22 protein-coding genes are annotated in these 21475 nt (G+C 74.1%); 8 read left to right on the top strand and 14 right to left on the bottom strand.

Features of this window, described 5'->3' with window-relative positions; all coding sequences use genetic code 11:
* Window positions 1-129: 129 nt before the first annotated feature.
* Both ACI79E_RS08800 and ACI79E_RS08795 read left to right on the top strand, forming a co-directional pair.
* A complete protein-coding gene (locus ACI79E_RS08800) occupies window positions 130-678 on the top strand; it encodes a DoxX family membrane protein (RefSeq protein WP_456932144.1) in 549 nt (182 codons plus the stop codon).
* A complete protein-coding gene (locus tag ACI79E_RS08795) occupies window positions 675-1727 on the top strand; it encodes a PHP domain-containing protein (RefSeq protein WP_456932170.1) in 1053 nt (350 codons plus the stop codon). Before ACI79E_RS08800 ends, ACI79E_RS08795 begins: the two co-directional genes overlap by 4 nt.
* A 122-nt stretch (window positions 1728-1849) precedes the next feature.
* Here the strand turns inward: ACI79E_RS08795 and ACI79E_RS08790 are convergent, their stop codons facing one another.
* The 7 genes from ACI79E_RS08790 to ACI79E_RS08760 all read right to left on the bottom strand — a co-directional run bounded on the left by ACI79E_RS08790 (window position 1850) and on the right by ACI79E_RS08760 (window position 11315).
* Window positions 1850-3193: an acyltransferase family protein gene (locus ACI79E_RS08790; RefSeq protein WP_456932143.1), complete on the bottom strand. Its 1344-nt coding sequence runs from the start codon at window positions 3191-3193 to the stop codon at window positions 1850-1852.
* Window positions 3193-4263, bottom strand: coding sequence for a glycosyl hydrolase family 18 protein (locus tag ACI79E_RS08785; protein WP_456932142.1), 1071 nt, complete (start codon window positions 4261-4263; stop codon window positions 3193-3195). The genes ACI79E_RS08790 and ACI79E_RS08785 overlap by 1 nt, the downstream gene beginning before the upstream one ends.
* A complete protein-coding gene (locus ACI79E_RS08780) occupies window positions 4260-6584 on the bottom strand; it encodes a bifunctional polysaccharide deacetylase/glycosyltransferase family 2 protein (RefSeq protein ID WP_456932141.1) in 2325 nt (774 codons plus the stop codon). Before ACI79E_RS08780 ends, ACI79E_RS08785 begins: the two co-directional genes overlap by 4 nt.
* Before the next feature lie 178 nt (window positions 6585-6762).
* Window positions 6763-8559 carry a hypothetical protein gene (locus tag ACI79E_RS08775; RefSeq protein ID WP_456932140.1) on the bottom strand — a complete coding sequence of 599 codons (1797 nt, stop codon included), beginning with the start codon at window positions 8557-8559 and terminating at the stop codon, window positions 6763-6765.
* A 280-nt stretch (window positions 8560-8839) separates the two neighbouring features.
* Complete coding sequence (locus ACI79E_RS08770; protein ID WP_456932139.1) at window positions 8840-9658, bottom strand: hypothetical protein; 819 nt, start codon at window positions 9656-9658, stop codon at window positions 8840-8842.
* 68 nt (window positions 9659-9726) lie between these two features.
* Window positions 9727-9888 (bottom strand): hypothetical protein, encoded by a 162-nt coding sequence (locus ACI79E_RS08765; protein WP_456932138.1) that lies wholly within the window; start codon window positions 9886-9888, stop codon window positions 9727-9729.
* 107 nt (window positions 9889-9995) lie between these two features.
* On the bottom strand, window positions 9996-11315 hold the full coding sequence (locus tag ACI79E_RS08760) for a UDP-glucose dehydrogenase family protein (RefSeq protein WP_456932137.1): 1320 nt from the start codon (window positions 11313-11315) through the stop codon (window positions 9996-9998).
* A gap of 314 nt (window positions 11316-11629) precedes the next feature.
* Here ACI79E_RS08760 and ACI79E_RS08755 point away from each other — a divergent pair, with 314 nt between their 5' ends.
* Both ACI79E_RS08755 and ACI79E_RS08750 read left to right on the top strand, forming a co-directional pair.
* On the top strand, window positions 11630-11890 hold the full coding sequence (locus tag ACI79E_RS08755) for a hypothetical protein (protein WP_456932136.1): 261 nt from the start codon (window positions 11630-11632) through the stop codon (window positions 11888-11890).
* Between the two features lie 96 nt (window positions 11891-11986).
* Complete coding sequence (locus ACI79E_RS08750; RefSeq protein ID WP_456932135.1) at window positions 11987-13048, top strand: LCP family protein; 1062 nt, start codon at window positions 11987-11989, stop codon at window positions 13046-13048.
* A gap of 63 nt (window positions 13049-13111) precedes the next feature.
* Here the strand turns inward: ACI79E_RS08750 and ACI79E_RS08745 are convergent, their stop codons facing one another.
* The gene (locus ACI79E_RS08745) at window positions 13112-13369 is read right to left on the bottom strand and encodes a hypothetical protein (protein WP_456932134.1); all 258 of its coding nucleotides are present in this window, start codon (window positions 13367-13369) and stop codon (window positions 13112-13114) included.
* A 302-nt stretch (window positions 13370-13671) separates the two neighbouring features.
* Window positions 13672-14397, bottom strand: a complete 726-nt coding sequence (locus tag ACI79E_RS08740) for a PP2C family protein-serine/threonine phosphatase (protein WP_456932133.1) — start codon at window positions 14395-14397, stop codon at window positions 13672-13674.
* Window positions 14398-14699: 302 nt separating this feature from the next.
* On the opposite strand from ACI79E_RS08740, the gene ACI79E_RS08735 reads away from it, so the two are divergent.
* On the top strand, window positions 14700-15740 hold the full coding sequence (locus ACI79E_RS08735) for a glycoside hydrolase family 3 N-terminal domain-containing protein (RefSeq protein ID WP_456932132.1): 1041 nt from the start codon (window positions 14700-14702) through the stop codon (window positions 15738-15740).
* Window positions 15741-15805: 65 nt separating this feature from the next.
* Entirely contained in the window at window positions 15806-16024 is a 219-nt protein-coding gene (locus ACI79E_RS08730; RefSeq protein WP_456932131.1) for a hypothetical protein, read from the top strand.
* A 4-nt stretch (window positions 16025-16028) separates the two neighbouring features.
* Here the strand turns inward: ACI79E_RS08730 and ACI79E_RS08725 are convergent, their stop codons facing one another.
* Both ACI79E_RS08725 and ACI79E_RS08720 read right to left on the bottom strand, forming a co-directional pair.
* Window positions 16029-17114, bottom strand: coding sequence for an NAD-dependent epimerase/dehydratase family protein (locus ACI79E_RS08725; RefSeq protein WP_456932130.1), 1086 nt, complete (start codon window positions 17112-17114; stop codon window positions 16029-16031).
* A gap of 179 nt (window positions 17115-17293) precedes the next feature.
* Window positions 17294-17785: a hypothetical protein gene (locus tag ACI79E_RS08720; protein WP_456932129.1), complete on the bottom strand. Its 492-nt coding sequence runs from the start codon at window positions 17783-17785 to the stop codon at window positions 17294-17296.
* A 160-nt stretch (window positions 17786-17945) separates the two neighbouring features.
* Here ACI79E_RS08720 and ACI79E_RS08715 point away from each other — a divergent pair, with 160 nt between their 5' ends.
* Both ACI79E_RS08715 and ACI79E_RS08710 read left to right on the top strand, forming a co-directional pair.
* Entirely contained in the window at window positions 17946-18458 is a 513-nt protein-coding gene (locus ACI79E_RS08715; RefSeq protein WP_456932128.1) for a hypothetical protein, read from the top strand.
* Window positions 18459-18577: 119 nt separating this feature from the next.
* Window positions 18578-19048, top strand: coding sequence for a hypothetical protein (locus ACI79E_RS08710; protein WP_456932127.1), 471 nt, complete (start codon window positions 18578-18580; stop codon window positions 19046-19048).
* On the opposite strand, the gene ACI79E_RS08705 is transcribed toward ACI79E_RS08710, so the two are convergent.
* From ACI79E_RS08705 to ACI79E_RS08695, 3 genes are read right to left on the bottom strand one after another with little or no spacing between them, the layout of a single operon-like run.
* On the bottom strand, window positions 19041-19244 hold the full coding sequence (locus ACI79E_RS08705; RefSeq protein WP_456932126.1) for a hypothetical protein: 204 nt from the start codon (window positions 19242-19244) through the stop codon (window positions 19041-19043). The genes ACI79E_RS08710 and ACI79E_RS08705 overlap by 8 nt on opposite strands.
* A gap of 37 nt (window positions 19245-19281) precedes the next feature.
* The gene (gene nrfD / locus ACI79E_RS08700; RefSeq protein WP_456932125.1) at window positions 19282-20322 is read right to left on the bottom strand and encodes an NrfD/PsrC family molybdoenzyme membrane anchor subunit; all 1041 of its coding nucleotides are present in this window, start codon (window positions 20320-20322) and stop codon (window positions 19282-19284) included.
* Between the two features lie 40 nt (window positions 20323-20362).
* Complete coding sequence (locus ACI79E_RS08695; RefSeq protein ID WP_456932124.1) at window positions 20363-21448, bottom strand: 4Fe-4S dicluster domain-containing protein; 1086 nt, start codon at window positions 21446-21448, stop codon at window positions 20363-20365.
* Window positions 21449-21475: the final 27 nt, after the last annotated feature.

The following is a 21475-nucleotide window of genomic DNA, read 5'->3' as shown; positions in this document are numbered from 1 at the left end:
CCCACCCGGAGGCTGCGGGGGACTCGGTAGGCGGAGCGGCGGTGATCTCACTACGGTCCGAGCAGGGGTGTCCCGGCGGCGTCCGGGGCACCGGAGAACACGACGTCCCCGACGAAAGAGGTCCCTCTCATGCTGGTCCGCCGGATCGCCCGCCCGTTGCTCGCCGCCCCGTTCGTCGCCCTGGGCGTCGATGCACTGCGCAACCCCGGCAAGCGCGTGGAGATGGCGCAGCCGGTCGTGGAGAAGGTGGCCGGCGTGGCCGACAAGGCGCTGCCCGTGCAGATGCCCCAGGACGCCGAGCAGTGGGTGAAGATCAACGCCGGCGTGATGGTGGGCGCCGGCAGCCTGCTGGGCCTGGGGCGGTTGCCGCGGCTCTCGGCGCTGCTGCTGACCGGGTCGATGGTCCCGACGACGCTGGCCGGGCACCGGTTCTGGGAGGTCGACGAGCCGCAGGGCCGGATGCAGCAGAAGATCCACTTCCTGAAGAACGTCGGCCTGGTCGGCGCCCTGCTGCTCGCCGCCGTCGACACCGAGGGCAAGCCGTCGGTCGGCTACCGGGCCCGCCGGGCGGCGAGGCGGGCGGCCGGCGCCACCGAGAAGAGCTACGCGAAGGCGCAGGAGCGCGCGGCCAAGGCGCACCGCAAGGCCGAGCGGCGGGCGAAGAGGGCCGCCCGCTGAGCGCTCCCCTCCCACCCGCGGCCGCGCTCCGGAGGATCGCCTTCCTCCTGGAGCGCGCCCGCGAGCCCACGCACCGCGTCGCGGCGTTCCGCACCGCGGCCGCCGTCGTCGACACCCTCGGGCCCGAGGAGCTCGACCGGCGGATCCGCACGCGGACGCTCACCGACCTGCGCGGCATCGGCCCCAAGACGGGCGCGGCGATCGTGCAGGCCCACGCCGGCGAGGTGCCCGAGTACCTGGCGCGCCTGGAGGAGGCCCACGGCGAGCTGGTGCCGCTGGCCGACGACGTCGCCGAGTTCCGGGCCGCGCTGCGCGGGGACCTGCACGTGCACTCGGACTGGTCCGACGGCGGCAGCCCGATCCGGGAGATGGCGGAGGCGGCGATCGGGCTGGGCCACGAGTACATGGCCCTCACCGACCACTCGCCCCGGCTGACGGTCGCCAACGGGCTGTCCCCGGAGCGGCTGGAGCGGCAGCTGGACGTCGTCGCGGAGCTCAACGAGGAGCTGGCGCCGTTCCGGATCCTCACCGGCATCGAGTGCGACATCGACCTCGACGGCTCGCTGGACCAGACCGACGAGCTGCTGGGCCGGCTGGACGTCGTCGTCGCGAGCGTGCACTCCGACCTGCGCGCGGACCGGGCGGCGATGACCGAGCGCATGCTGACCGCCGTCGCCGACCCGCACACCGACGTCCTGGGGCACTGCACCGGCCGGCTGCTCATCCCCCGCGAGCAGCGCGAGGGACGGCGGCAGCGGCCGCGGCCGGAGAGCGAGTTCGACGCCGAGGCGGTGTTCGAGGCCTGCATCGAGCACGGCACCGCCGTGGAGATCAACTCCCGGCCGGAGCGGCTGGACCCGCCGCTGCGGCTGCTGGCCCTCGCCGTCGAGCTGGGCTGCGAGTTCGCGATCGACACCGACGCCCACGCCCCCGGTCAGCTGGACTGGCAGGGCAACGGCTGCGAGCGCGCGGTGGAGGTCGGTGTCCCGATGGAGCGGGTGGTCAACACCTGGCCGGCCGACCAGCTCCTGGGCTGGACGACCGGCTGAGCGCCGGCGGTCGATCCGCGGCGGCGCCCAGCCGGCGTCCGCAGTCCCGCCCGGGTGCACTGCCGGCCACCCCCGTGCTGGCAGGCACACCCGGGCGGGAGGTCACCCGCGGCGGACGGCGCTCACGCGCCGCCCCGCGGTTCGGGCACCGTCACCTCCGGCAGGGTGACGCGGCGCCCGTAGGCGCGCACCAGCCGCGGCAGGGGCACCTCGCCCACCGGCTCGCGGGCCGGCTGCTCCGCCGGGCGCGTGGTGGCCGGCTGCCCGTCGGCCGGGACCTCGCGGGCCACGTTGTCCTTGAAGGACACCGGGGGCCGGGCCGCCAGCACCTGCGCCACGTTGTCGGCGAAGGTGACCGGCCGGGGCGCGGCCGTGACCGGCCGGGGCGCCGGCACCGCAGCGGCCGGGCGGACGCGGTCCCACGGCAGCAGTCGGGGCCGCCGCGCCGCCGCGACGTCCTCGACCCAGCCGACGGCCAGGACTGCGACGAAGATCAGCGCCCACGCCGTGAGGTACTCCAGGACCATGCCGCGGGCGTCGTCGGTGTCCCACCCGGCGATCGGGGTGTAGGCCAGGACGACGGGGGCCATCGCGATCGCGACGTTGCCCCAGAGGTAGATCGTCATCGCCCGGCTGTTGAACAGCGAGACGATCGCCCCCAGGGTCGGGAGCCGGTCCAGCCAGGTGAACGTCGGGTACACCCGCAGCAGGATCAGCACCGCGCCCAGGCAGTAGGGCATGTTGGCCAGCGGGACGTCATCGATGTTGTACGTGCCGTACTGCTCCTGGTGCGTGAACGCGTACCAGAGGCCGATGCCCATCAGCGCGACGCCGGCGAGCAGCGTGCGCTTGAGCGGCAGCGCGCGCAGCTTCCCGTCGTGGTGGGCGAAGCCGATCATCCAGCAGCAGGCGTAGATCGACAGCTCGACGACGTTGTCGTAGGTGCGCCCGCCGAGCTCCACCAGGCCGAGGACGGTCACGATCAGCACGACCGGCGGGATCGCCATCATCCGCACCGGCCAGCGGCGGAACAGCCAGAGCATCGCCGGGCTGAGCAGGATGAACCACAGGTAGACCCGGATGTACCAGAGCGGCACGACCCAGTCGAAGGCGTCGGCGGAGTACGGCGGGTCCGACAGCGGCAGCAGCCACAGCCAGGCGGTGCTCCAGCTGAACGAGTGGTAGTTGCTCTCGACCTGCCAGCCGACGGCGAACATGGCGGCCACGACGACCGCACCGAACACCCAGAACGGCGGCAGCAGCCGGCGCACGCGCTTGCGCCAGAACGCCCGGGCGGAACCGGCCCGGTCCAGCGACGCGGCGGCCAGCCCGCCGCCGAGGGCGAACATGATCCCCATGGACGGGAATGCCATGGGCAGCCAGGCCCAGCCGAACGTGTGATAGGTCATCACACGGATCAGCGCGAAGGTCCTGAGGAAGTCGATGTACCGGTCCCGCTGCCGCATCACTGTTCCACCCCCTTGCTCGTAGTGGTCGTCACGGTTCTCCACACCTGCGGGTCCTCCCCGCCGAGACTCCAGATCGCCACGCCGCGCAGCCGCGCCTCGACGGCGATCTCCTGTTTGCGCTGCAGCGAGCGCGCGTCCTCGTACCAGACCGTGTGCTGCTGACCGTCCTGCTCGTAGCGGAAGGTCCACGCGGCGGCGTCGTCGTCCCACCGGGGCTCGGCGCCGACCCGCTGGGCCAGTGCCTCGGCGTCGGTGGCCTCCACGGTGGTGCCGGTGTCGCCGACCCAGTCGTAGCCGTAGGTGGGCAGCCCGAGCATCAGCTTCTCCCTCGGGACCCGGTCGACGGCGTGGTCGACGACGTCGCGCACCCACTCGACCGGGGCGATGGGCCCGGCCTCGCTGGTGCTCCAGTGGTGGTCGTAGGTCATGACCCGCACCTCGTCGACGATCTGCCCGATCACCCGGTAGCTGTAGGCCAGGCCGGTGGGGTCGTCGTCGCCGGTGCGCGCCGGCACGGCGACGGTCAGCTGCATGCCGTGCTCGTCCAGGTCGTCCCGCAGCTCCTCGAGGAACTCGGTGAACTGCGGGCCGGCCGTGGCCGGCAGCGACTCGTAGTCGACGTCGATGCCGTCCCAGTCGTTGGCCACCGCCAGCTCGACGAGCTGGGCGCGGTGGTCGGCGGCCCGTGCCGGGTCGGCGAGCAGGTCGGCGGTCGCCTGGCCCTGCCACTGACCGTCGCTGAAGTTCTGCACGGTCGGGATCAGCGCGACGTCGTCCTCCCCCGCCAGCCGGCCGAGCACGTCGGCCGGCGGCGGGGTCAGCGTGAGCGTGCCGTCGGGGGCGACGGCCGCCCAGGTGGGGCTGACCTCGGTCAGCCCACCCTCCTCCAGTGCGGTCTCGAGCGACCCCGTGGCGCGCTCGTCCCACACCGGCAGCCAGGCAGCGGTGACCAGCGGCTGCGTGCCGGGGAACAGCCGCGGCCGCAGGACGACGGCCCCGACGACGAGGACGACGACGGCGGCGGCGACCCCGAGCCACAGCAGCGGGTCGCGACGGTGGTGGATCACGAGCCCACCCCCACCGGCACCGGCTGCGGCTGGGGCGCACTCGCGGTGGCGACCTCGTCCATGCGCGCGGTGCGGGCCAGCTTGCCCCAGCCCAACCGCACGCCGCGGATCGCCGTCCCCAGCGAGGCGTACAGCAGGTACACCCGCAGCGGCTCGTAGATCAGCCGGTACACCGGCACCATCAGCAGGTGCTCGGCGCGCTCGTCGAGCAGCTTGACCGCGATGACCGCGAGCAGCCCGTAGACCACGGCGAAGATGCCGAAGTAGAGGGCGAGCATGAGCGGGCCCTGGTCGGTGAGGGTCTGCACGATGCCCAGCAGGATCAGCGGGGTGAACACCAGCGGGACGACGATGGTGACCACCGTCATCGGCATGAACAGCATGCCCAGCCAGCCGAAGCGCGGGCGCAGCAGCATGTTCCTGTGCCGCCAGACCGCCTGGATGGTGCCGTACATCCAGCGCACCCGCTGCTTGAGCAGGGCGTCGAGGGTCTCCGGCGCCTCGGTCCAGGCGACGGCCTGGTCGGCCTGCTCGACCTGCCAGCCGTGCTGGTGCAGGGCGAGGGTGAGGTCGCAGTCCTCGGCGAGCGTGGCGTTGTCGTACCCGCCGGCCTCGAGGACGGCGGCCTTGCGCCAGGCCGCGCACGCGCCGGGCACCACCATCACCGCGTTGAGCAGCGCACCCGCGGCGCGCTCGAGCCCGATCTGGGTGACGTACTCCAGCGCCTGCCACCGGGTGATGACGTTGGCCTTGTAGTTGCCGACCTTGATGACCCCGGCGACCGCGCCCACCCGCGGGGAGTGGAACTGCTCCATGAGGCGGGCGACGGTGGTCGGGGTGAACAGCGTGTCGGCGTCCAGGGTGACGACGAAGTCGTACCGGGCCTCGGCGAAGCCGTTGTTGAGCGCGGCCCACTTGCCGGCGTTGTTCTGCCGGATCAGCCGCACCCGGTCGTCGCGGTCGCCGACCGAGCGCACCGCGGCCGACGTGCCGTCGGTGCTGCCGTCGTCGACCACGATGATCTCGCCGATCGGGTAGCGCGAGGCCAGCAGGTAGTCCAGCGTGCGGACGATCACCCGCTCCTCGTTGTACGCGGCGATGAGCACGGTGACCGGCGGCCGGCCCATGTTGACCGGCCGGATCCGCCGCTTCGCCCGGGCGACGGCGAGCACCGCGTTGAACAGGCCGAAGCCGAGCATGGTGACCAGCGCGACGACGAAGAGGACGTAGAGCAGGTCCGGCGGGAGCACGAACAGCGCCTCGGCGCCCCACAGCGCCAGCCGGTCCCAGAGGCTGACCGACACCCCGGTGACCGTGTCGATCGACGGCTGCGACTGCGGCATCGTGGTGAACGTGTAGCCGGCCGCCCGGGCCTCGGCGATGAGGTCCTCGACGTAGGCGATCGTCATCGACCGGTCGCCGCCGGCGTCGTGCAGCAGCATCGTGATGTTGTCCTGCTCGCCCAGCGGCGGCATCTCGATGGGCCCGTCGATCTCCCCGCTGGCGTGCGCCCAGTCCAGCGTGTCGAAGTCGTGCGAGGCGACCGTGTAGCCCAGCTGCTGGGCCCGCAGGATGCCGGCGGTGTCCCCGCGGAGGGTCTCCTCGTCGGGGCTCTCGTAGGGCAGCCGGAAGAACGGGGCGGCCTGGCCGGTCTGCGCCCGCATGATCCGGTCGGCCACGGCCAGCTCGAGCTTCTCGCGGAACGCCGTCGCGTCGCTCACGTCGACGTGGGACAGCGAGTGGTTCCCGAGCGCGTGCCCCTCGCGGACGATCCGCTGCATGATCGCCGGGTTCTTGGCGACCTGCTCACCGGTCACGAAGAACGTGGCGGGCACGCCGTTCGCGCTCAGCAGATCCAGCAGCTGCGGGGTCCAGCGCGCGTCGGGGCCGTCGTCGAAGGTCAGCGTGATCGTCCGGTGGACCTGGGGCCCGTAGCCGTAGAACTGCAGGGCGTACTCGGAGTCGCCGACGGCCCGGTTCTCGTCGCGGGTCAGCTCGCCGACCACCTCGCCGGTGAACGGCTCCTGCGCGTAGGTCTGGCCATCGGCCCGCAGCACCTCGACCACCCGCACCAGCGGACCGGTGCCGATGATCGGGGCGTCGTCGCCGACGTCCTCCGGCGCGGGCCCGTCGGGGACGGGCGCGCCGGCGAGGGTCGGCGCGGCCAGGACCCTGGGGACGGCGACGACCGCGAAGCCGACGGCGAGGACGAGCAGGGTCAGCAGGACGGCGCGCAGCCGTCGCCACCGCCGCCCGGACGGGCTGGCGAAGACGGGGTTCGTGGCCGTGCCACGGCCGAGGCCGGGCGTGGATCGCCTCATGGTTCGAAGTCCTTGGGTGCAGTGTGCGTGCGGGCGGTGAGGGGCGTTCGTACGCGACCGCTGAGACGGTCCAGCGGGTCGACGGGGCCGCGCATCGAGGAGCGGGCGCGCCGGAGCCCCGGCTGCCCTCGGGCGTGTCGCTCAGGACGCGCGGGGGATCAGCCGGTCGGGATGTGGGTCAGTCGGGTCGGCAGCCCGGGGCGTCGGCATCCCCGACGACCGATCCGGCGATGCCGGAGGTGAGGAGCACGGCGTGCCCGGCGGGCGGCGCGACCCAGGAGACCGGCAGCACCGCCGCCGGCAGGCCGACCGCATCGTTCTGGCTCCCCGAGCCGGCCGAGGACGAGCAGGCGTGCGCCCCGCCGGTCGACGGCGCGGCCGGCGCGGGCGGGACGGGCGCGACAGGGGTCACGGGCGTGGGCGCCACGGGCGGCGCGACCGGGGCGTCCCCGGCGTCGGAGACGGTCGCGGGCGCGACGGCGCGGGCGCCGGTGGCAGCACCGGGACCGACCGCGGCGCTGCCCTTGACGCGCAGGTCGCGCGCCTCGGGTGCGCTGAGGGCCTCGGACAGCGGCGTCGGGGACACCGTGTCGAGCGGCGGCCCGACCGGACCCACGGCGACGTCGACGACGACCAGGGCCGCCGAGGGGTCGGGGGCCGGGGTGGTCGCCGCCTTGGGCGCCGTGGCGTCGGTCGCGGGCTGGACCGTCTTCACCGGCTTGGTGGTGGCCGCGGCGGGGTCCTTCGCCGGCGCAGGCGTCGTGGTGTCGGCGCACAGCGGAGCGGCGGCCGGGGCGGCGGTCGGGTCGACGACCGGGACAGCGGTCGCGTCGGCGACCGGCGCGGCGCGCCGCTCGGCGGTGGCGCGGTCGGTCACGGCGCCGAGGAGGGCGGCGGCCGCGGCCCCGGCCGCCGTGGACCCGGTCGCGTCCGCGGCCTTCGTCACCGGGCACGACGGAGCAGGGGCCGCCGGCGGAGCAGGCTCGGACGCCGGCGGCTGGTCGGGAGCGGGGAGCGGCTGGGCGCCGCCCGCGGGCGGGGTGGCGCCGTCCTCGACCGGCGGGGTCGCGTCCTTGCCGCCGGGCGGCGTCGCGCCGTTGCCGGCCGGTGGGGTCGCACCGGTGCCGGGCAGCGGCTTGGGGGCGCCGTCGCCGGTGGGCACCTTCGTGCCGCCGTTCCCGGGGGCCGGCGCCGACGGCTCGTCGACCGGGCACGGCAGGGCCTCACCCTGCGGGAGCTCCGGGAGGACCTCGTCGACCGGCAGGACGCCGTCGACGACGTCGCACGCGGGCGGGAGGACGTCGCCGTCCGCCGGCGGGGTGCCGGGGTCGGGCTGCGGCGCCGGAGCCGGAGCCGGCTGGTCGGGAGCGGGGGCGGGCTGCTCGGGGGCCGGGGCGGGCTGGTCGGGCGCCGGCGCGGGGGCCTCGCCGGCCGGCTCCGCGGGCGGCGGACCGGCGGGCTCGGGCAGCGACTGCGGCGTGCCGACCGCGCCGCCGGCCGAGGGCTGGCCGGCGCCGCCACCAGCGGGGGGCGTGGCGGGCTCGGGCGCGGGGGGCTCGACGACGACCGGGGGCGCGGGGTCCTCGACGGGCGGCGCATCGTCGGCCGGCGGGACGGCGTCGATGTCGGCGGTGAGCGAGTCGTACGTGACGGCCGGCTCGGCGTCCCGCTCGTCCCGCGATGCGCGGTCCCAGGCGGCGTCCTGCCAGCGGTCGGTGTACCCGGAGTGACCGTCCCAGCGGTGCGCACCGCCGGCGAAGCCGGGGGCGTCCCAGGTGTGGTCGTGCCAGGTGCCGGAGTGTGCGCCGGGGCTGGCCGAGGCGGTGCCGGCCATGAGCGCCGACAGGCCGATCAGGAAGAGGACGGCGAGCAGCAGGCGGAGGGCCCAGGACGGGCGGCGGAGAGCGACGGGGGCACCGGAGGACGGTGACGCGGAGTGATCGCGCACCCCCTCGTCGACCCCAGCACTCAGCACGTCCACTCCCCCACGCCACACCCGCACGGACGGCGATGTGGCTGGTGGCGGGCATCTGGCCCGCACTCACCCAGGAGCGACTGTTCGACGACTGGATGTGCAGGTCAACCGCTGGGAGTGTGACTCACAGCTAATTTCGGCGCTGTATCACTCAGAGTCACGGCGCGACCCGGGAGAGCGTCGAAACACCCGAAGTGCCATACAGCATGGTCGGGTCATCGTGCAAGGACACGATGGCTTGAATCGCCCGTGACGGCCGATTCATGCGGTGAGTGATGAGTCAGCTACGTGCTGTATCCGGACGGGGCTGCGGGGCGTCGAGGGTGGCGGCGTCGGCCTCGCGGCGCAGCGCCCACTCGGCGGGCAGGACCAGGCGCGGGGCCACCCCGATGAGCACGGCGACCAGGACCGCGACGCCGGCCAGCGCCTCCCCCGACTCCTCGAGGAAGGTCGCGGTGATCGCCAGGCGGCCGGTGACGGCGGCGGAGACGGCGGAGAGGCCGACCGAGGCCGCGGCGTAGCCGGCCAGGGAGCTGAGCACCCGGCGCCGGTCGCGTCGTTCGGCACGGCTGACGAAGGCGAGGACGGCGATCACGCCGGCGGCGAGCAGCACGCTGACGGCGACGGCGGCGGGTTCCCCCACGGCCCTCTCGAGCGCCCCCATCCCCTCCACGTGGACGGTGCTGCCGACCTTGACGACGCTGATGAGCGCGGCCACGACACCGACGGCGAGCCACCAGGTGCGCCGTCCCGGCGTGCGGGCGGCACCGGCGACGGCCACGACCGCGGCGGCGGCGAACAGCGCGGCGACGAACATGCGGGGCACGGAGTACGGCGCGTCCATCGACAGCGCCCGCGCGGTGGGGCCGGTGGCGCCGGTCAGCCGGCCGACGTAGCCGATCGTCTCCAGGACGACGGCGGTGGCGGCGAGGGCGACCCCGACCGGCGGGAGGGGGATGCGGCGGCGCGGCGTGCGCTCGACCGGGAGGGCGTGGCCCTCGCGGACGTCGGCCACGCGGACGCCGCGGCCCACGACCACGGCCACGACGAGGGCGAACAGCACCCAGACGGCGAGTCCGCCGACAACCCAGAGCCACACGTCCTGACCATCGGCAGGTCAGCGGAGGTTCGTGACCGTCCCGTCACCCTCCGGGGTGAGGTCGGGCGTCAGTTGCGGGAGGTGCTGGCCTCCGGGGTGAAGCCGGCGGGCAGGTCGGCGGTCGTCAGGGGCGCCGGGGCGGCGGAGCGCTGATCGGCCAGCCGGATGCCCCGGCCCACGACGACGGCGACCACGACCGCGAGCAGTACCCACACGAGAACGATGCCCACGAGTGCCTCCATGCCGACCGGTATCGGCAGTCCCCATGCCCTCCGGTACCGCCGGGTGAAACGTAGGGGGCCGGAGGTGTCCGTGGGGCGGATGAGCTCGCGAGACGTCAGCCCGCGCGACGGCCGAGGGCCCGGTAGCTCCAGCCGGCGGCGGTCCAGGCCTCGCGGTCGAGGGCGTTGCGGCCGTCGAGGACCCGCTTCTGGGCGACGACGTCCCCGAAGGCGACCGGGTCGAGCTCGCGGTACTGGCGCCACTCGGTGAGCACCAGGACGGCGTCGGCGCGCTCGGCGGCCTCCTCGGCGGTGGCGGCGTAGTCCAGCTGCGGCCACAGCCGGCGGGCGTTGTCCACGGCGGCGGGGTCGGTGACGCGGACGACGGCGCCCTGCAGCTGCAGCTGCGCGGCCACGTTGAGCGCGGGGCTGTCGCGGATGTCGTCGCTGTCGGGCTTGAACGCCGCCCCCAGGACGGCGACCCGCTTGCCGAGCAGCGAACCGTCGCAGACCTCGCGGGCCAGCTCCACCATCCGGATCCGGCGGCGCATGTTGATGTTGTCGACCTCGCGCAGGAACGTCAGCGCCTGGTCGGCGCCCAGCTCCCCGGCGCGGGCCATGAAGGCGCGGATGTCCTTGGGCAGGCAGCCACCACCGAAGCCGAGACCGGCGTTGAGGAACTTGCGGCCGATGCGGTCGTCGTAGCCGATGGCGTCGGCCAGCTGCTTGACGTCGGCACCGGTGGCCTCGCACAGCTCGGCCATCGCGTTGATGAAGCTGATCTTCGTGGCGAGGAAGGAGTTGGCCGCCGTCTTCACCATCTCCGCGGTGGCGTAGTCAGTGACGACCTTCGGCGTGCCGAGGGCGACGATCGGCCCGTACACCTCGTCCAGCAGGGCGACGACGGCCTCGGCGTCGTCCCCGTCCGGGACCCCGTAGACCAGCCGGTCGGGGTGCAGGGTGTCCCGGACGGCGAAGCCCTCGCGCAGGAACTCGGGGTTCCAGCCGAGCATCGCCCCCGGCACCTTCTCGCCGAACATCGCCGCGAGGTCCGCGGCCGTGCCGACCGGGACCGTGGACTTGCCGACGACGAGCTCGCCGGGACCGAGGACCTGGAGCAGGGACTCGGCGGCGGCCTGGACGAACCGCAGGTCCGCGCCGTACTCACCGTGCTTCTGCGGCGTCCCGACGCAGATGAAGTGCACGCGTGCGCCTGCGGCGCCCGCGATGTCGGTGCTGAAGCTGAGCCGCCCGGAGGCCAGCGAGTGGCCGAGGAGCTCACCGAAGTCCGGCTCGAAGAACGGCGCGCGGCCCGCGCAGAGGGCGGCGATCTTCCGCTCGTCGACGTCGATGCCGACGACCTCGTGCCCCAGCTCGACCAGTGAGGCGGCATGGACGGCCCCGAGGTACCCGCAGCCGATGACGGAGATCCGCATGATCGCTGCCTTCCCTCCGACGTCCCCCTCAACCACTTAGAGATCGAAGTGGATCACGGAAGGGTGAACCGCGCCCGGTGACCGCCGCCGGCCCCCCGTCCGTCGAGCAGGGCCGCGGCCCCCGGTGCGTCGGGCAGCGTCGCCGACAGGAACGGACGTGCCCGTCGGTCACCCGGACCGCGGCGCGTCCCGTTCCCCCGACGTTGGGGGGCGGACAAGGAGCCGCTTTCCCGTTTGACTCGACACTGCGAGGCGGCACCGGGGCGCGCCTCCTGCAGGGCGGATCGGAACGTGCACGGCGTTCAGGGGGGCTCATGAGCTGGGTGGTGGTCGTCGGCGCCGGATGGCTGCTGATCGCCGTCACGGGAGCGGTGGTGATCGGACGCTCGATCCGGCTGGCCGAGCACCGTGAGATCGCGGCGCCATCCGCGCGCCCATCCGTCCACGCATCCCGCCCCCGCGCCTACGCGGGCTGCCCGCGCGGACGGCGCCGGGCGTCCACGTCCCGCGCCGTCTCGGCCTGCGTCTCGCGGGCACACCGGTCACCGTCGTCGTGGGAGAACGAGACGACCTGACCTGCGCCGATGCCTCACCCGCACGGGTGGTGGGGCATCCCCATCGGCCATCAGCGTCCATAGCGTCGACCCCGTTGCCTGTCAGACGGGGGTCCCATGAGCGCTGCCACGACCACGGAGCCGGAGCAGCACACGGACGAGCCGGCGCCGCGACGCCACACGCTGCGCCGGGTGCTGATCAGCCTGGGCGTCCTCGGGCTCGTACTGGCACTGGTCATCGGCGGCGGCCTGTGGTTCCTCACGAACCGGTACGCCGGCAACGTCGACCGGGTCTCTGACGTCTTCGCCGACCTGGACGAGGAGGCGCGCCCGGCCCCGGCGACGCCGGTACAGGAGGCCGGCGCGGAGCCGGTCACCTTCCTGCTGGTGGGCTCCGACACGCGAGCAACGGCGGAGGAGGGCGTCGCTGCGGGCGGCCGCTCCGACGCGATCATGATCGCTCGCTTCGCAGCCGACCGGCAGCACGCGCAGCTGATCTCGATCCCGCGCGACTCGTGGGTGGACATCCCCGGGCACGGCAAGGACAAGATCAACGCGGCGTACGCCTTCGGCGGGCCGCCACTGCTCATCCAGACCGTCGAGCAGCTCACCGGCGTCCGCCTCGACCACTACGTGGCCATCGACTTCCAGGGCCTCATCCAGGTCACCGACGACCTGGGCGGGGTGGACGTCGTCGTCGCGGAGACGACGAGCAACGGGCCGTACACCTTCCCGGCCGGCGTGAACCACCTGAACGGCGACCAGGCCCGCTGGTACCTCGGGCAGCGCTACGGCCTGGCCGGCGGCGACTTCGACCGGGTGAAGCGGCAACAGCAGTACCTGCAGTCGATGTTCGCCAAGCTGTTCGGCTCCGACACCTTCACCGACCCCGCCCGGCTGGACGGCGCCCTGCTGGCCGTGACCAGCGCCGTGGCGGTCGACGACCAGCTGGGCAACGCCGACATGCTCGCGCTCGCCTACTCGCTCCGCGGGCTGAACCCGGACAACGTCGAGTTCTTCACCACGCCGGTTCTCGGGACAGGCACGGAGGGTTCGGCGAGCGTCGTCTACCTCGACACCGTGTCGGCCGACCGGATGTGGACCTACCTGCAGACCGACTCGCTGGGCGCCAACGCCGCCGAGTTCGACGACGAGGCCCTCCCGCACGTCCCGCGGTGATCGAGCCCCGCGGGCCCCAATCAGCGATCCGAAATCCGTGTCGATCACTCCGACAGCTCAGCATCACGCCACCATTCCAAGGTGTCGTGCATCATGAATGGCGAGCCCCACGGTCGCGGAATGCATGGCAACCAGTTTTTCCAACGCGGCCAACTCGACAGCCGGATCCCCTCCGTCATGTGCGAGCACCGTGCTCGGAGAATCGTTGCCTGGATCAACAAGGTTAACGCCGATCCACGCCGGAACCCTCTTTTCAGCCGCCAGTTCCACTGCCCTGTCGGCCGCAGACATCACGGCAGCCGCGCGCGAGCGATAGGCCATCACCGTGACGGAATCGCACCGCTCCAGGATCTGCTCTAGCCAAGAGTGCCCATCCACGACTCGTGGGATCCCAAGGTGCACCGAACAGTGCCGAGCGCCTGGCGTGTCGCCCGGCCGCAGGCCGGAGCGGCATGGCCACTCACGTTCCTCATGTGGCCGCCGGTGGAGCAGCCTCAGAGGAGCGCCGAGCCTTCGCAGATCCCGTCCTCTGACCGCGACGTTCTTGCACTGGACTTCGCTACGGCACTGTGTGGATCCAGTTGACGGCGCACCAGTGGTCAGACACCTGGACGGCAGCCAGCTCAAGCGTCCGTAGACACGCCTAGAACAACCACTGTGACGTTGTCCCGGGCTCCTTGTTGACAAGCCTCGTCTGCCAAGCGCCGAGCCCACCGTGCTGAGGAGAGCTCATCCGCCAGCAGGCGGGTGAGCACGTCGTCGCTCAGTTCGCCGGTCAGACCGTCCGAACAAGCCACGAAGTGCTCCCCCGTCACAACGGGCAACAGGGCGATGTCCGGTTCGTTGCGCTGCCCTACGCCGAGCGCCCGCGTGATGATGTGACGCTGCGGGTGGCTGGCGGCGGTTTCGTCAGAGATGTACCCCGCGTCGATGAGCTCCTGCACCACCGAGTGGTCCGTGGTGAGCAATTCGAGCTGTCCCTCGTGCCAGCGGTACACACGTGAATCGCCGACGTGGAACACCGCCCACTGCGGGCCGTCCCCCTCGTCGACCAGCGCCACGCCGGCGACCGTCGTCCCGGCGCCCTCCTTGTCCGGGCCGCGGAAGGCGCGGATCTCGCCGTCGGCCCGCTGCAGCGCCAGGCGGATCTCCTCCACCGTCGTCGTTTCATCGCCGGTCAGGGAACGCAGCGCCTCGATGACGGCCTCGGCGGCGGCCGCACCGCCGGCGTGGCCGCCCATACCGTCAGCAACCGCGAAGATCGGCGGCTCCGCGAGGTACCTGTCCTGGTTGTCCTCGCGTTGACCAAGGGCGGTGGCCGCTCCCCACGTCAGCTGGACCGGCGGCATCCACACTCCACAACACGCGTCGACGACAGGGCGGCCCGCGGGGAAGACGGGTGCGACGAGCGTAGAAGCTCCGCGGTCGGTCAGCAGGTCGCGGTGCCGGACTCGCCGGAACCCAGCCGACCAGTCCCATCGACGGGACAATCGGGGCGATGCGGTCGTCCGTTTCCCGTTGCTCCGTCGTCACCTCGCTCGGCAGTGCAGTGCTTCTGGCGGTCACCGCCTGCTCCGGTGAGGCACCGGTCGCGGGCCCGCCTCCGAGTTCGTCGACGATGACGTCACACCCCACTCCCACACCCGACCCCGTGCAACAGCAGGTCGACGCATCCCTTGCCGCCCTCGACCGCCGCCAGCAGGTCGCTCAGCTGTTCGTCGTCGGCGTCCCACTGCTCGACCCGTCCTCCGCCGACGCCCTCGTCGCCGAGACCGGTGTCGGTGGTGTCTTCCTCCAGGGCCGCAGCTCCGCCTCCGCCGAGGAGCTCGCCACCTCCACGGCCCGATGGGTTGATGGCGCCGCCGCCACCGACCCGTGGGTCGCCGTCGACCAGGAGGGCGGCGCGGTGCAGAGTCTCTCCGGCCCCGGCTTCGCCGACCTCCCACCCGCCGTGGACCAGGGCCGACTGCCACCCGACGAGCTCGGCGCGCTCGCCGACGGCATCGGCGCCTCCCTGGCCGCCGCGGGGATCACCCTCAACCTGGCACCGGTCGTCGACGTCGTCCCCGAGGGGACCGAGGCCGGCAACGCCCCCATCGGCGCCTACGGCCGCCAGTACGGGAGCAGCGCGGCCGAGGTCGTCCGCGCGGCCGGGGCAGTCGTCGACGGGCTGACAGGCCACGGGGTCACCGCCACCCTCAAGCACTTCCCCGGCCTCGGCCGGGTCCAGGGGAACACCGACGAGAGCGCCGACGTCACCGACACCGTCACGACGCCCGACGACGAGCAGGTGGCGGCGTTCGGCGAGCTGGCGGACAGCGAGGCCGCGCCGTTCGTCATGATCTCCTCGGCCATCTACGCGCAGATCGACCCGACCGCCCCGGCCGCCTTCTCCCCCGTCGTCGTGACCGACCTCCTCCGAGAGCATCTCGGGTTCGCGGGGGTGGTCATCTCCGACGACCTCGGCGCGGCCGAGGCCGTGCAGGACGTCCCGGTGGGCGAGCGCGCCGTCCGCTTCCTCGCCGCGGGCGGCACCCTCGTGCTCACGGTCGACCCGAGCACCGTGCCGGAGATGATCGACGCCGTCCTCGCGCGCGCCGACAGCGACGCCGCCTTCTCCGCGCAGGTGGACGACGCCGTCCGCACCGCCCTCACCGCCAAGGCCCGCGCCGGCCTGCTGCCACCGCCGTGACCCGGTCAGGCGACAGAGCAGGCCGATCCCGGCTCTGAGCCCGGGCACCCGCATACCGTGGACCGGTGCTCCGCTGGCTGTTCGCCCTCGTCGTGGCCGGCATCCTGTCGGCGTTCGCGTTCCTGCTGCTCACCGGCCAGTACACCAACGACGGACCGGTGCTCCTGACGCTCAGTGCTGACCACGGCATCCACCGCGGGGACGTCTTCGTCATGACCGGGTGGGCCGCCGCGCTGCTCTCAGAGATCGGCCTGCTGATCACCACCGGGCGCGCCAGCCGGTGAACCGCTAGACTGCCGCCTGGGGGCGCAGGTCCCGCCACCACTCGTCGTGGGCGGCGAACCAGGCCACCTCCTCGGCCAGCCCCTGCTCCAGGGGCACCATCGGCCGGAAGCCCAGCTCCTCGCGCACCCGGTCGGTGCAGCACACCAGGTCGGCCGCGTTCGGACCCGGCACGTGCTGCGGCGCCGGCGGCTCGGACCCGGCCTGCGCGGCCACCGCCCGGCACACCTGGTGCGCCAGCGCCACCGTCCGCACGACGGTGCCGCTCCCGGTGTTGACCAGCCGGAACGCCGACCCACCGGTGGCGCCCGGCGGGCGGGCCAGCGCCCGCACCACGGCCTGGGCCGCGTCACTGACGTGCAGGTAGTCGCGGCGCTCCAGCCCGTCCCCCGCGATCGTCGCGGGCAGCCCGGCCAGCCCGGCCCGGACGAACGCCGGCACCGCCCGCGACACCGTCTCCCCCGCCCCGTACAGGGTGGTGAACCGCAGCACCGTCGCGGCCGGCCCGCTGCCGGCGGCGACGATCCGCAGCAGGTCCTCCACCGCCAGCCGGGCCGCGCCGTGCGCGTCGTCCGGTGTCGGTCGCAGTCCCTCGTCCACCGGACCGCCGGGGTCGTGCCCGTACACCTCCACCGAGCTGCCCAGCACGACGTGCCCGAGCCGGTCACCCAGCGCCGCGAGCAACTCGAGCGTTCCGGCCAGGTTCACCACAGCCTCGTGGCGGGCGCGGCCGGTCGGCGTCGCCGTCCCCGGCTGGGGCGGTGCGTACGCCAGGTGCACCAGGTGCTCGGCACCCGCCGCCCGGCGGGCGATCCGGCGGGCGGCCGCCGGCTGCCACCACTCGTCCTCCGCCAGGAGCCGCACCGCGCCGTCCCGGATCGACTGCCGCAGGGGCTCGCGCCAGCCGGCGTCGGGGCCGACCACCGTGACCTCGCAGCCGGCCGCCACCAGCCGCGGGACGACGTACGCGCCGAGGAACCCGGTGCCACCGGTCACCAGCACCGGGGTGCCGGCCAGCCGGATGGCCGGGGGGACGTCGCCGACCGGGAACAGCTCCTGGACGGTGTTGTCCCCGGGGGTCGACGGGGCCACGCTGCTCCTCCTGACGGCACAGCAACACCCGGGCACTCCCGCTCGGGCGCCGAATCCGGAACGCCCCCGTCCGCACTCGAGGACGCTAGGGAGACGACCCCGGTCGTAGGAGGGACGTAGGGCCCCTCGTCGGCGCGTCCTCACCCGCCGTGTACTGCTCTGTTGCGCGCGACCGTCCCTCAGCGCCCGGCCGACGGGGACCGCTCCAGCTGCGGGCGGCGCGGCCGCGGCGCGTGCACTCCCGGGAGGTCGGCACGGAGCGCGGGCCGTCCGGCGGTCAGCTCGGCCCGCAGCGCCTCGGCGAACCGGCGGGCCGAGCCCAGGGCCGGCACGCTCGCCCGACCGACCGGGACGCCCAGCACCCGGCTGCGCTCGACCAGGTAGTCCCCCACGGTGAGGTGCACCCGCCGGCGTCCGCCGCCGACCTCCTCCCACGCGACCCGCAGCGCCATCTGCCGCTCGAACCCGCCCGGCCCCTGCGCCAGGTAGCGGATCCCCGACGTGGTCGCGCGCACCTCGCTGATCGTCGTCCGCAGGTAGCGGCGGGCTGCCTCGGCCGCCCGCCGTCCGGCCGCCCGGATGAGCTCCGGGCCCAGTGCCGTCTCCGCCGTGAACGCCACGGCGGCGACGTCGTCCTCGAGTGCCACCTGCTCCCCCGTTGCCCGTGCCACGCCTGCTCGCCTCGCGGGGAGCGTAGGGCCCCTCCACGCGGAACGACGGGGTTCCGTTCCCGAGCGCGACCGAGTCGTGACATTCCGCACTCATCCGTCCGGGTGGCGACGCCCTCACCGGCCCTCACCCGCGCCCTCGGCGGATCCGATCCCCTCGCCCATGACCATCGCGCACAACCCGCTGGGCGTCTCCCTGCCCGTCTCCGACCTGCTCCCGCCCGAGGACGACGTCACGAGCCTGCTGCCCGGGCCGAACTCCGTCCTCGCCCACCTCACCGAGCGCCTGGCCGTCGCCACGGACGTGCCCGGCGCCCTGGTCGTCGTCGGCCTGCTCCGCCGCGACGACACGTGGCCCACCGCGGTCAGCAGCCTGGCCGCCGCCACCTCCGTCGTGGCCCGCTCCCTCCGCGGCGACGACTGGCTCGGCCGCTCCGGCCCCAACGAGTTCGCCGTCCTCCTCAGCGGCACCGCCGTCGCCGCGCAGACCGCCGGCACCCGGCTGGCCGGCACCATCACCGGCCTGGGCATCCCCGGCCTGGGCGCCTGCGCCGGCGTCGCCGCGCTCGAAGCCGGCCAGACCGCCCGCGAGACGATGCGCCGCGCCTACCTCAGCCTGCACACCGCCCGCTCCACCGGCCCCGGCACCGTCATCCGCTACAACGGCACCCGCTGACTCCGATGGCGGCCGCAACGGCGCGGACCGCCCCCGTCAGCCCTCCTCGGTGCACCCGTCCGGGTGGAGATGCCCCGGATCCGTTCAGCCCCGGCGACCCGCCTGCCGATGTGCCGGACATGGACACGGTGACCGAGCTCACGACCGCCGCACCCCCGCAGGACGACGCCGCGAGCCTCCTGCCCGGCCCCGACGCGGTGCTGGCCCACCTGACCGAGCGGCTGGCCGCGGTCGACCAGGCGCCCGGCTGCCTGGTCCTGTTGCGCCTGCACCGGCCGGACGACGCCGCCCCGGGTGCGCTCGCCACCGCCACCTCCATCATCGCCCGCTCCGTCCGCGGGGACGACTGGTTCGGATCCGTCGCCCCCGACGAGTACGCCCTGCGGCTCGGCGGCGGCCTCAGCGGCGCCATGACCGCGGCCGCCCGCGTCGTCGGCGCGGTCAGCGCCCTCGACGGCACCGACCTCGGCGTCTGCGCCGGCGTCACCGTCCTCGAGGCCGGCGTCCCGGCCCGCGAGGTGCTGCGCCGGGCCCGCGCCGGACTCGCCGCGGCCACCGCTGCCGGCACCGGGGCGGTCTGCGTCAGCTGATCCCCCGGCCCCGCGACCGGCGCCGCCGCAGGAACCGCAGCAGCGCCCACGTCACCCCGGCCAGCACCGTCAGACCGGTGAGCCAGCCGACCAGCTCCGGCGCCGGGCCACCGACCGCCGTCCACAGCGCGTGGCCGACGACGTAGCCGAGGACCACGACGAGGAGCGCCGGCACCGCGACGACGAGGACGAACACACCCGCCCTTCGCGCCCGGCGCCCCCACCGGACGCGCTCAGCGGGTGATCGTGCCGGCGTCCTCCCGGGCCTTGATCCGCTCCCGCTGCGGGATGACGGTGTACTTCGGGTCCTTGGCGCTGACCAGCCCGGCCTCGAACACGCCGAAGCGGGTCAGCAGCGACCCGGCGGCCAGCAGCACGCCCGACGCCACCGCGCCCGGCCGCCGGCGTCCGGCGACCACGGTCAGCGCCGCGCCCGCCGCGGTGCAGGCCTTCGCCGCCCGCAGCAGCGCCCCCGGCCGGCCCTCGTGGTACGGCTCGCTGACGATGCCGTGGTCGTTCTCCACCCGGTGCGTCACCGCCAGCTCGATCGCCGCGCCGGCCACCGCCATCTTGCGCGCCGGGCCGGCCTCGTCGACCGGGGTCAGCGCCATCGCGAGCCCCCCGCCGGCGGCCATCCCCGAGGCGCCGAAGAGGTACGGCAGCTGGGTGTGCGCCGCGTGCCAGGACGGGACGGCGGTGTTGGCCAACAGCACCCCGGTGTAGGTGGCCAACGGCCCACCGAACAGCGCGGCCACGGCGCCGCCGAAGCGCTTGAGCCGGGGGAACCAGCCCAGCAGCTCGACCGCCGCGGTCGCCCCGGCCGCGGCGCTGAACGGCGACAGGATGTAGGTGCCCACCGACAGCGGCGACGTCGGCTTGAGCACCCGCAGCATGTGCAGGAACCGCTCCGGCCGGCCCAGGTCGTGGACGAGGAAGCCCACCGAGGCGATCGCCCCGCCGCCGGAGAGCAGCCGGGTGACCCGGGTCAGCTGCGGCCGGTCGGTGAGGTCGGCGATGGCCCCGAGGATCGACGCCGAGCCGGCCGCGCCGCCGAGGAACAGGTACAGCGGGACGTCGGGGCTCTTCCACACCGGCGGCTTGATGATCGGCCGGCCGTAGTACGAGGTGAACTCGGCCTCGTCGACCATCGGCACCTCGCCGCCGCGCCGGCCGCGACCGTTGCCGCGCCGGCGGCGCCGACCGCCGTCGGCCGTGACGTCCGAGCCCCCGGCCCGCCGCCACCCGGCGCCCGGGGTGGTGATCCCCTCGGTCACAGCGCCCCCTCCAGCGGCAGAGATGGCCATCTCTGCCCCGTCACCGGGACCGCCTCGAGCCGAGGACGGCGGTCAGCGCCACCCCGACGATCATGACCGCGCCCTTCGCGGCGGCCTTCCACATCGCCGGGAGGTCCCGGGTGGTGACGATCGGGTCCGGCGGCAGGCCGTAGACCTCCGGCTCGTCCAGCAGCAGGAAGAACGCCCCGTTGCCGCCGACGCCGTCGTCCTCGTCCCGGCCGTAGAGCCGCGCGGTCTCCACGCCCTGCGCCTTGAGCGTGGCCAGCCGCGCGTCGGCCCGGGCCTGCAGCTCGTCGAGGTTGCCGAACTGGATCGACTGGGTGGGGCACGCGCTCGCGCACGCCGGCTGCAGCCCGTCGGTGAGCCGGTCGTAGCACAGGGTGCACTTGAAGACCCGGCCGTCGTCCTTGCGCTGGTTGATCACGCCGTACGGGCAGGACGGCACGCAGTAACCGCAGCCGTTGCAGATGTCGCCCTGGACGACGACCGTGCCGAACTCGGTGCGGAACAGCGCCCCGGTCGGGCAGACGTCGAGGCACCCGGCGTGCGTGCAGTGCTTGCACACGTCGGAGCTCATGAGCCAGCGGACCTGCCGGTCGCCGGACTGCGCGGTCTGCGGGTCGAACTCGGTGAGCGCCTCGGCGTTGAGCACGCTGGTCTGCGCCGACAGCACCTGGTCGGCGCCGGTGCCGAGCTCGTCGGCCGGGTGGGTCTGCGCGTCGCCGGTGCCGCCCGGCGCGGAGACGTGGGACGGCGGCCCGACGGTGGGCATCGGCAGGTCGACGGTGCGCACCTGCTCGATGAACGCCACGTGCCGCCAGGTGTTGGCGCCCAGCTGCCCGGTGTTGTCGTAGGACATGCCCGACAGCCCGATGACGTCGCGGGTGCCGTGCGAGTCGTCCATCGGCAGGAGGTTCCACTCCTTGCACGCCACCTCGCAGGCCTTGCAGCCGATGCACACCGAGGTGTCGGTGAAGAAGCCCACCCGCGCCGGGTGGTCGGCGTCGTAGCCGGCCTCCCCCTGGACGTCAGGCAGCGGCCCGTACAGCCGGTGCTGCGGGTCGTTCCCGGTGAAGGCCGGGCTCGCCGAGCTGATCGAGGTCACGCCGGCCTCCTCTCCCTGGTCACTGCC

This window comes from Geodermatophilus sp. SYSU D00079, from assembly GCF_054050635.1.
The sequence above is the reverse complement of the archived record's forward strand: the minus strand, read 5'-3'. Positions and strand labels throughout refer to the sequence as shown.

Excerpts from the sequence above, each read along its gene's own strand:
- ACI79E_RS08740 (WP_456932133.1), bottom strand. The coding sequence starts at position 14,397 with ATGCCGCCGGTCCAGCTGACGTGGGGAGCGGCCACCGCCCTTGGTCAA.
- ACI79E_RS08745 (WP_456932134.1), bottom strand. The coding sequence starts at position 13,369 with ATGGCCTATCGCTCGCGCGCGGCTGCCGTGATGTCTGCGGCCGACAGG.
- ACI79E_RS08715 (WP_456932128.1), top strand. The coding sequence starts at position 17,946 with ATGACCATCGCGCACAACCCGCTGGGCGTCTCCCTGCCCGTCTCCGAC.
- ACI79E_RS08780 (WP_456932141.1), bottom strand. The coding sequence starts at position 6,584 with ATGAGGCGATCCACGCCCGGCCTCGGCCGTGGCACGGCCACGAACCCC.
- ACI79E_RS08750 (WP_456932135.1), top strand. The coding sequence starts at position 11,987 with ATGAGCGCTGCCACGACCACGGAGCCGGAGCAGCACACGGACGAGCCG.
- ACI79E_RS08790 (WP_456932143.1), bottom strand. The coding sequence starts at position 3,193 with ATGCGGCAGCGGGACCGGTACATCGACTTCCTCAGGACCTTCGCGCTG.
- ACI79E_RS08710 (WP_456932127.1), top strand. The coding sequence starts at position 18,578 with ATGGACACGGTGACCGAGCTCACGACCGCCGCACCCCCGCAGGACGAC.
- ACI79E_RS08800 (WP_456932144.1), top strand. The coding sequence starts at position 130 with ATGCTGGTCCGCCGGATCGCCCGCCCGTTGCTCGCCGCCCCGTTCGTC.
- ACI79E_RS08760 (WP_456932137.1), bottom strand. The coding sequence starts at position 11,315 with ATGCGGATCTCCGTCATCGGCTGCGGGTACCTCGGGGCCGTCCATGCC.
- ACI79E_RS08755 (WP_456932136.1), top strand. The coding sequence starts at position 11,630 with ATGAGCTGGGTGGTGGTCGTCGGCGCCGGATGGCTGCTGATCGCCGTC.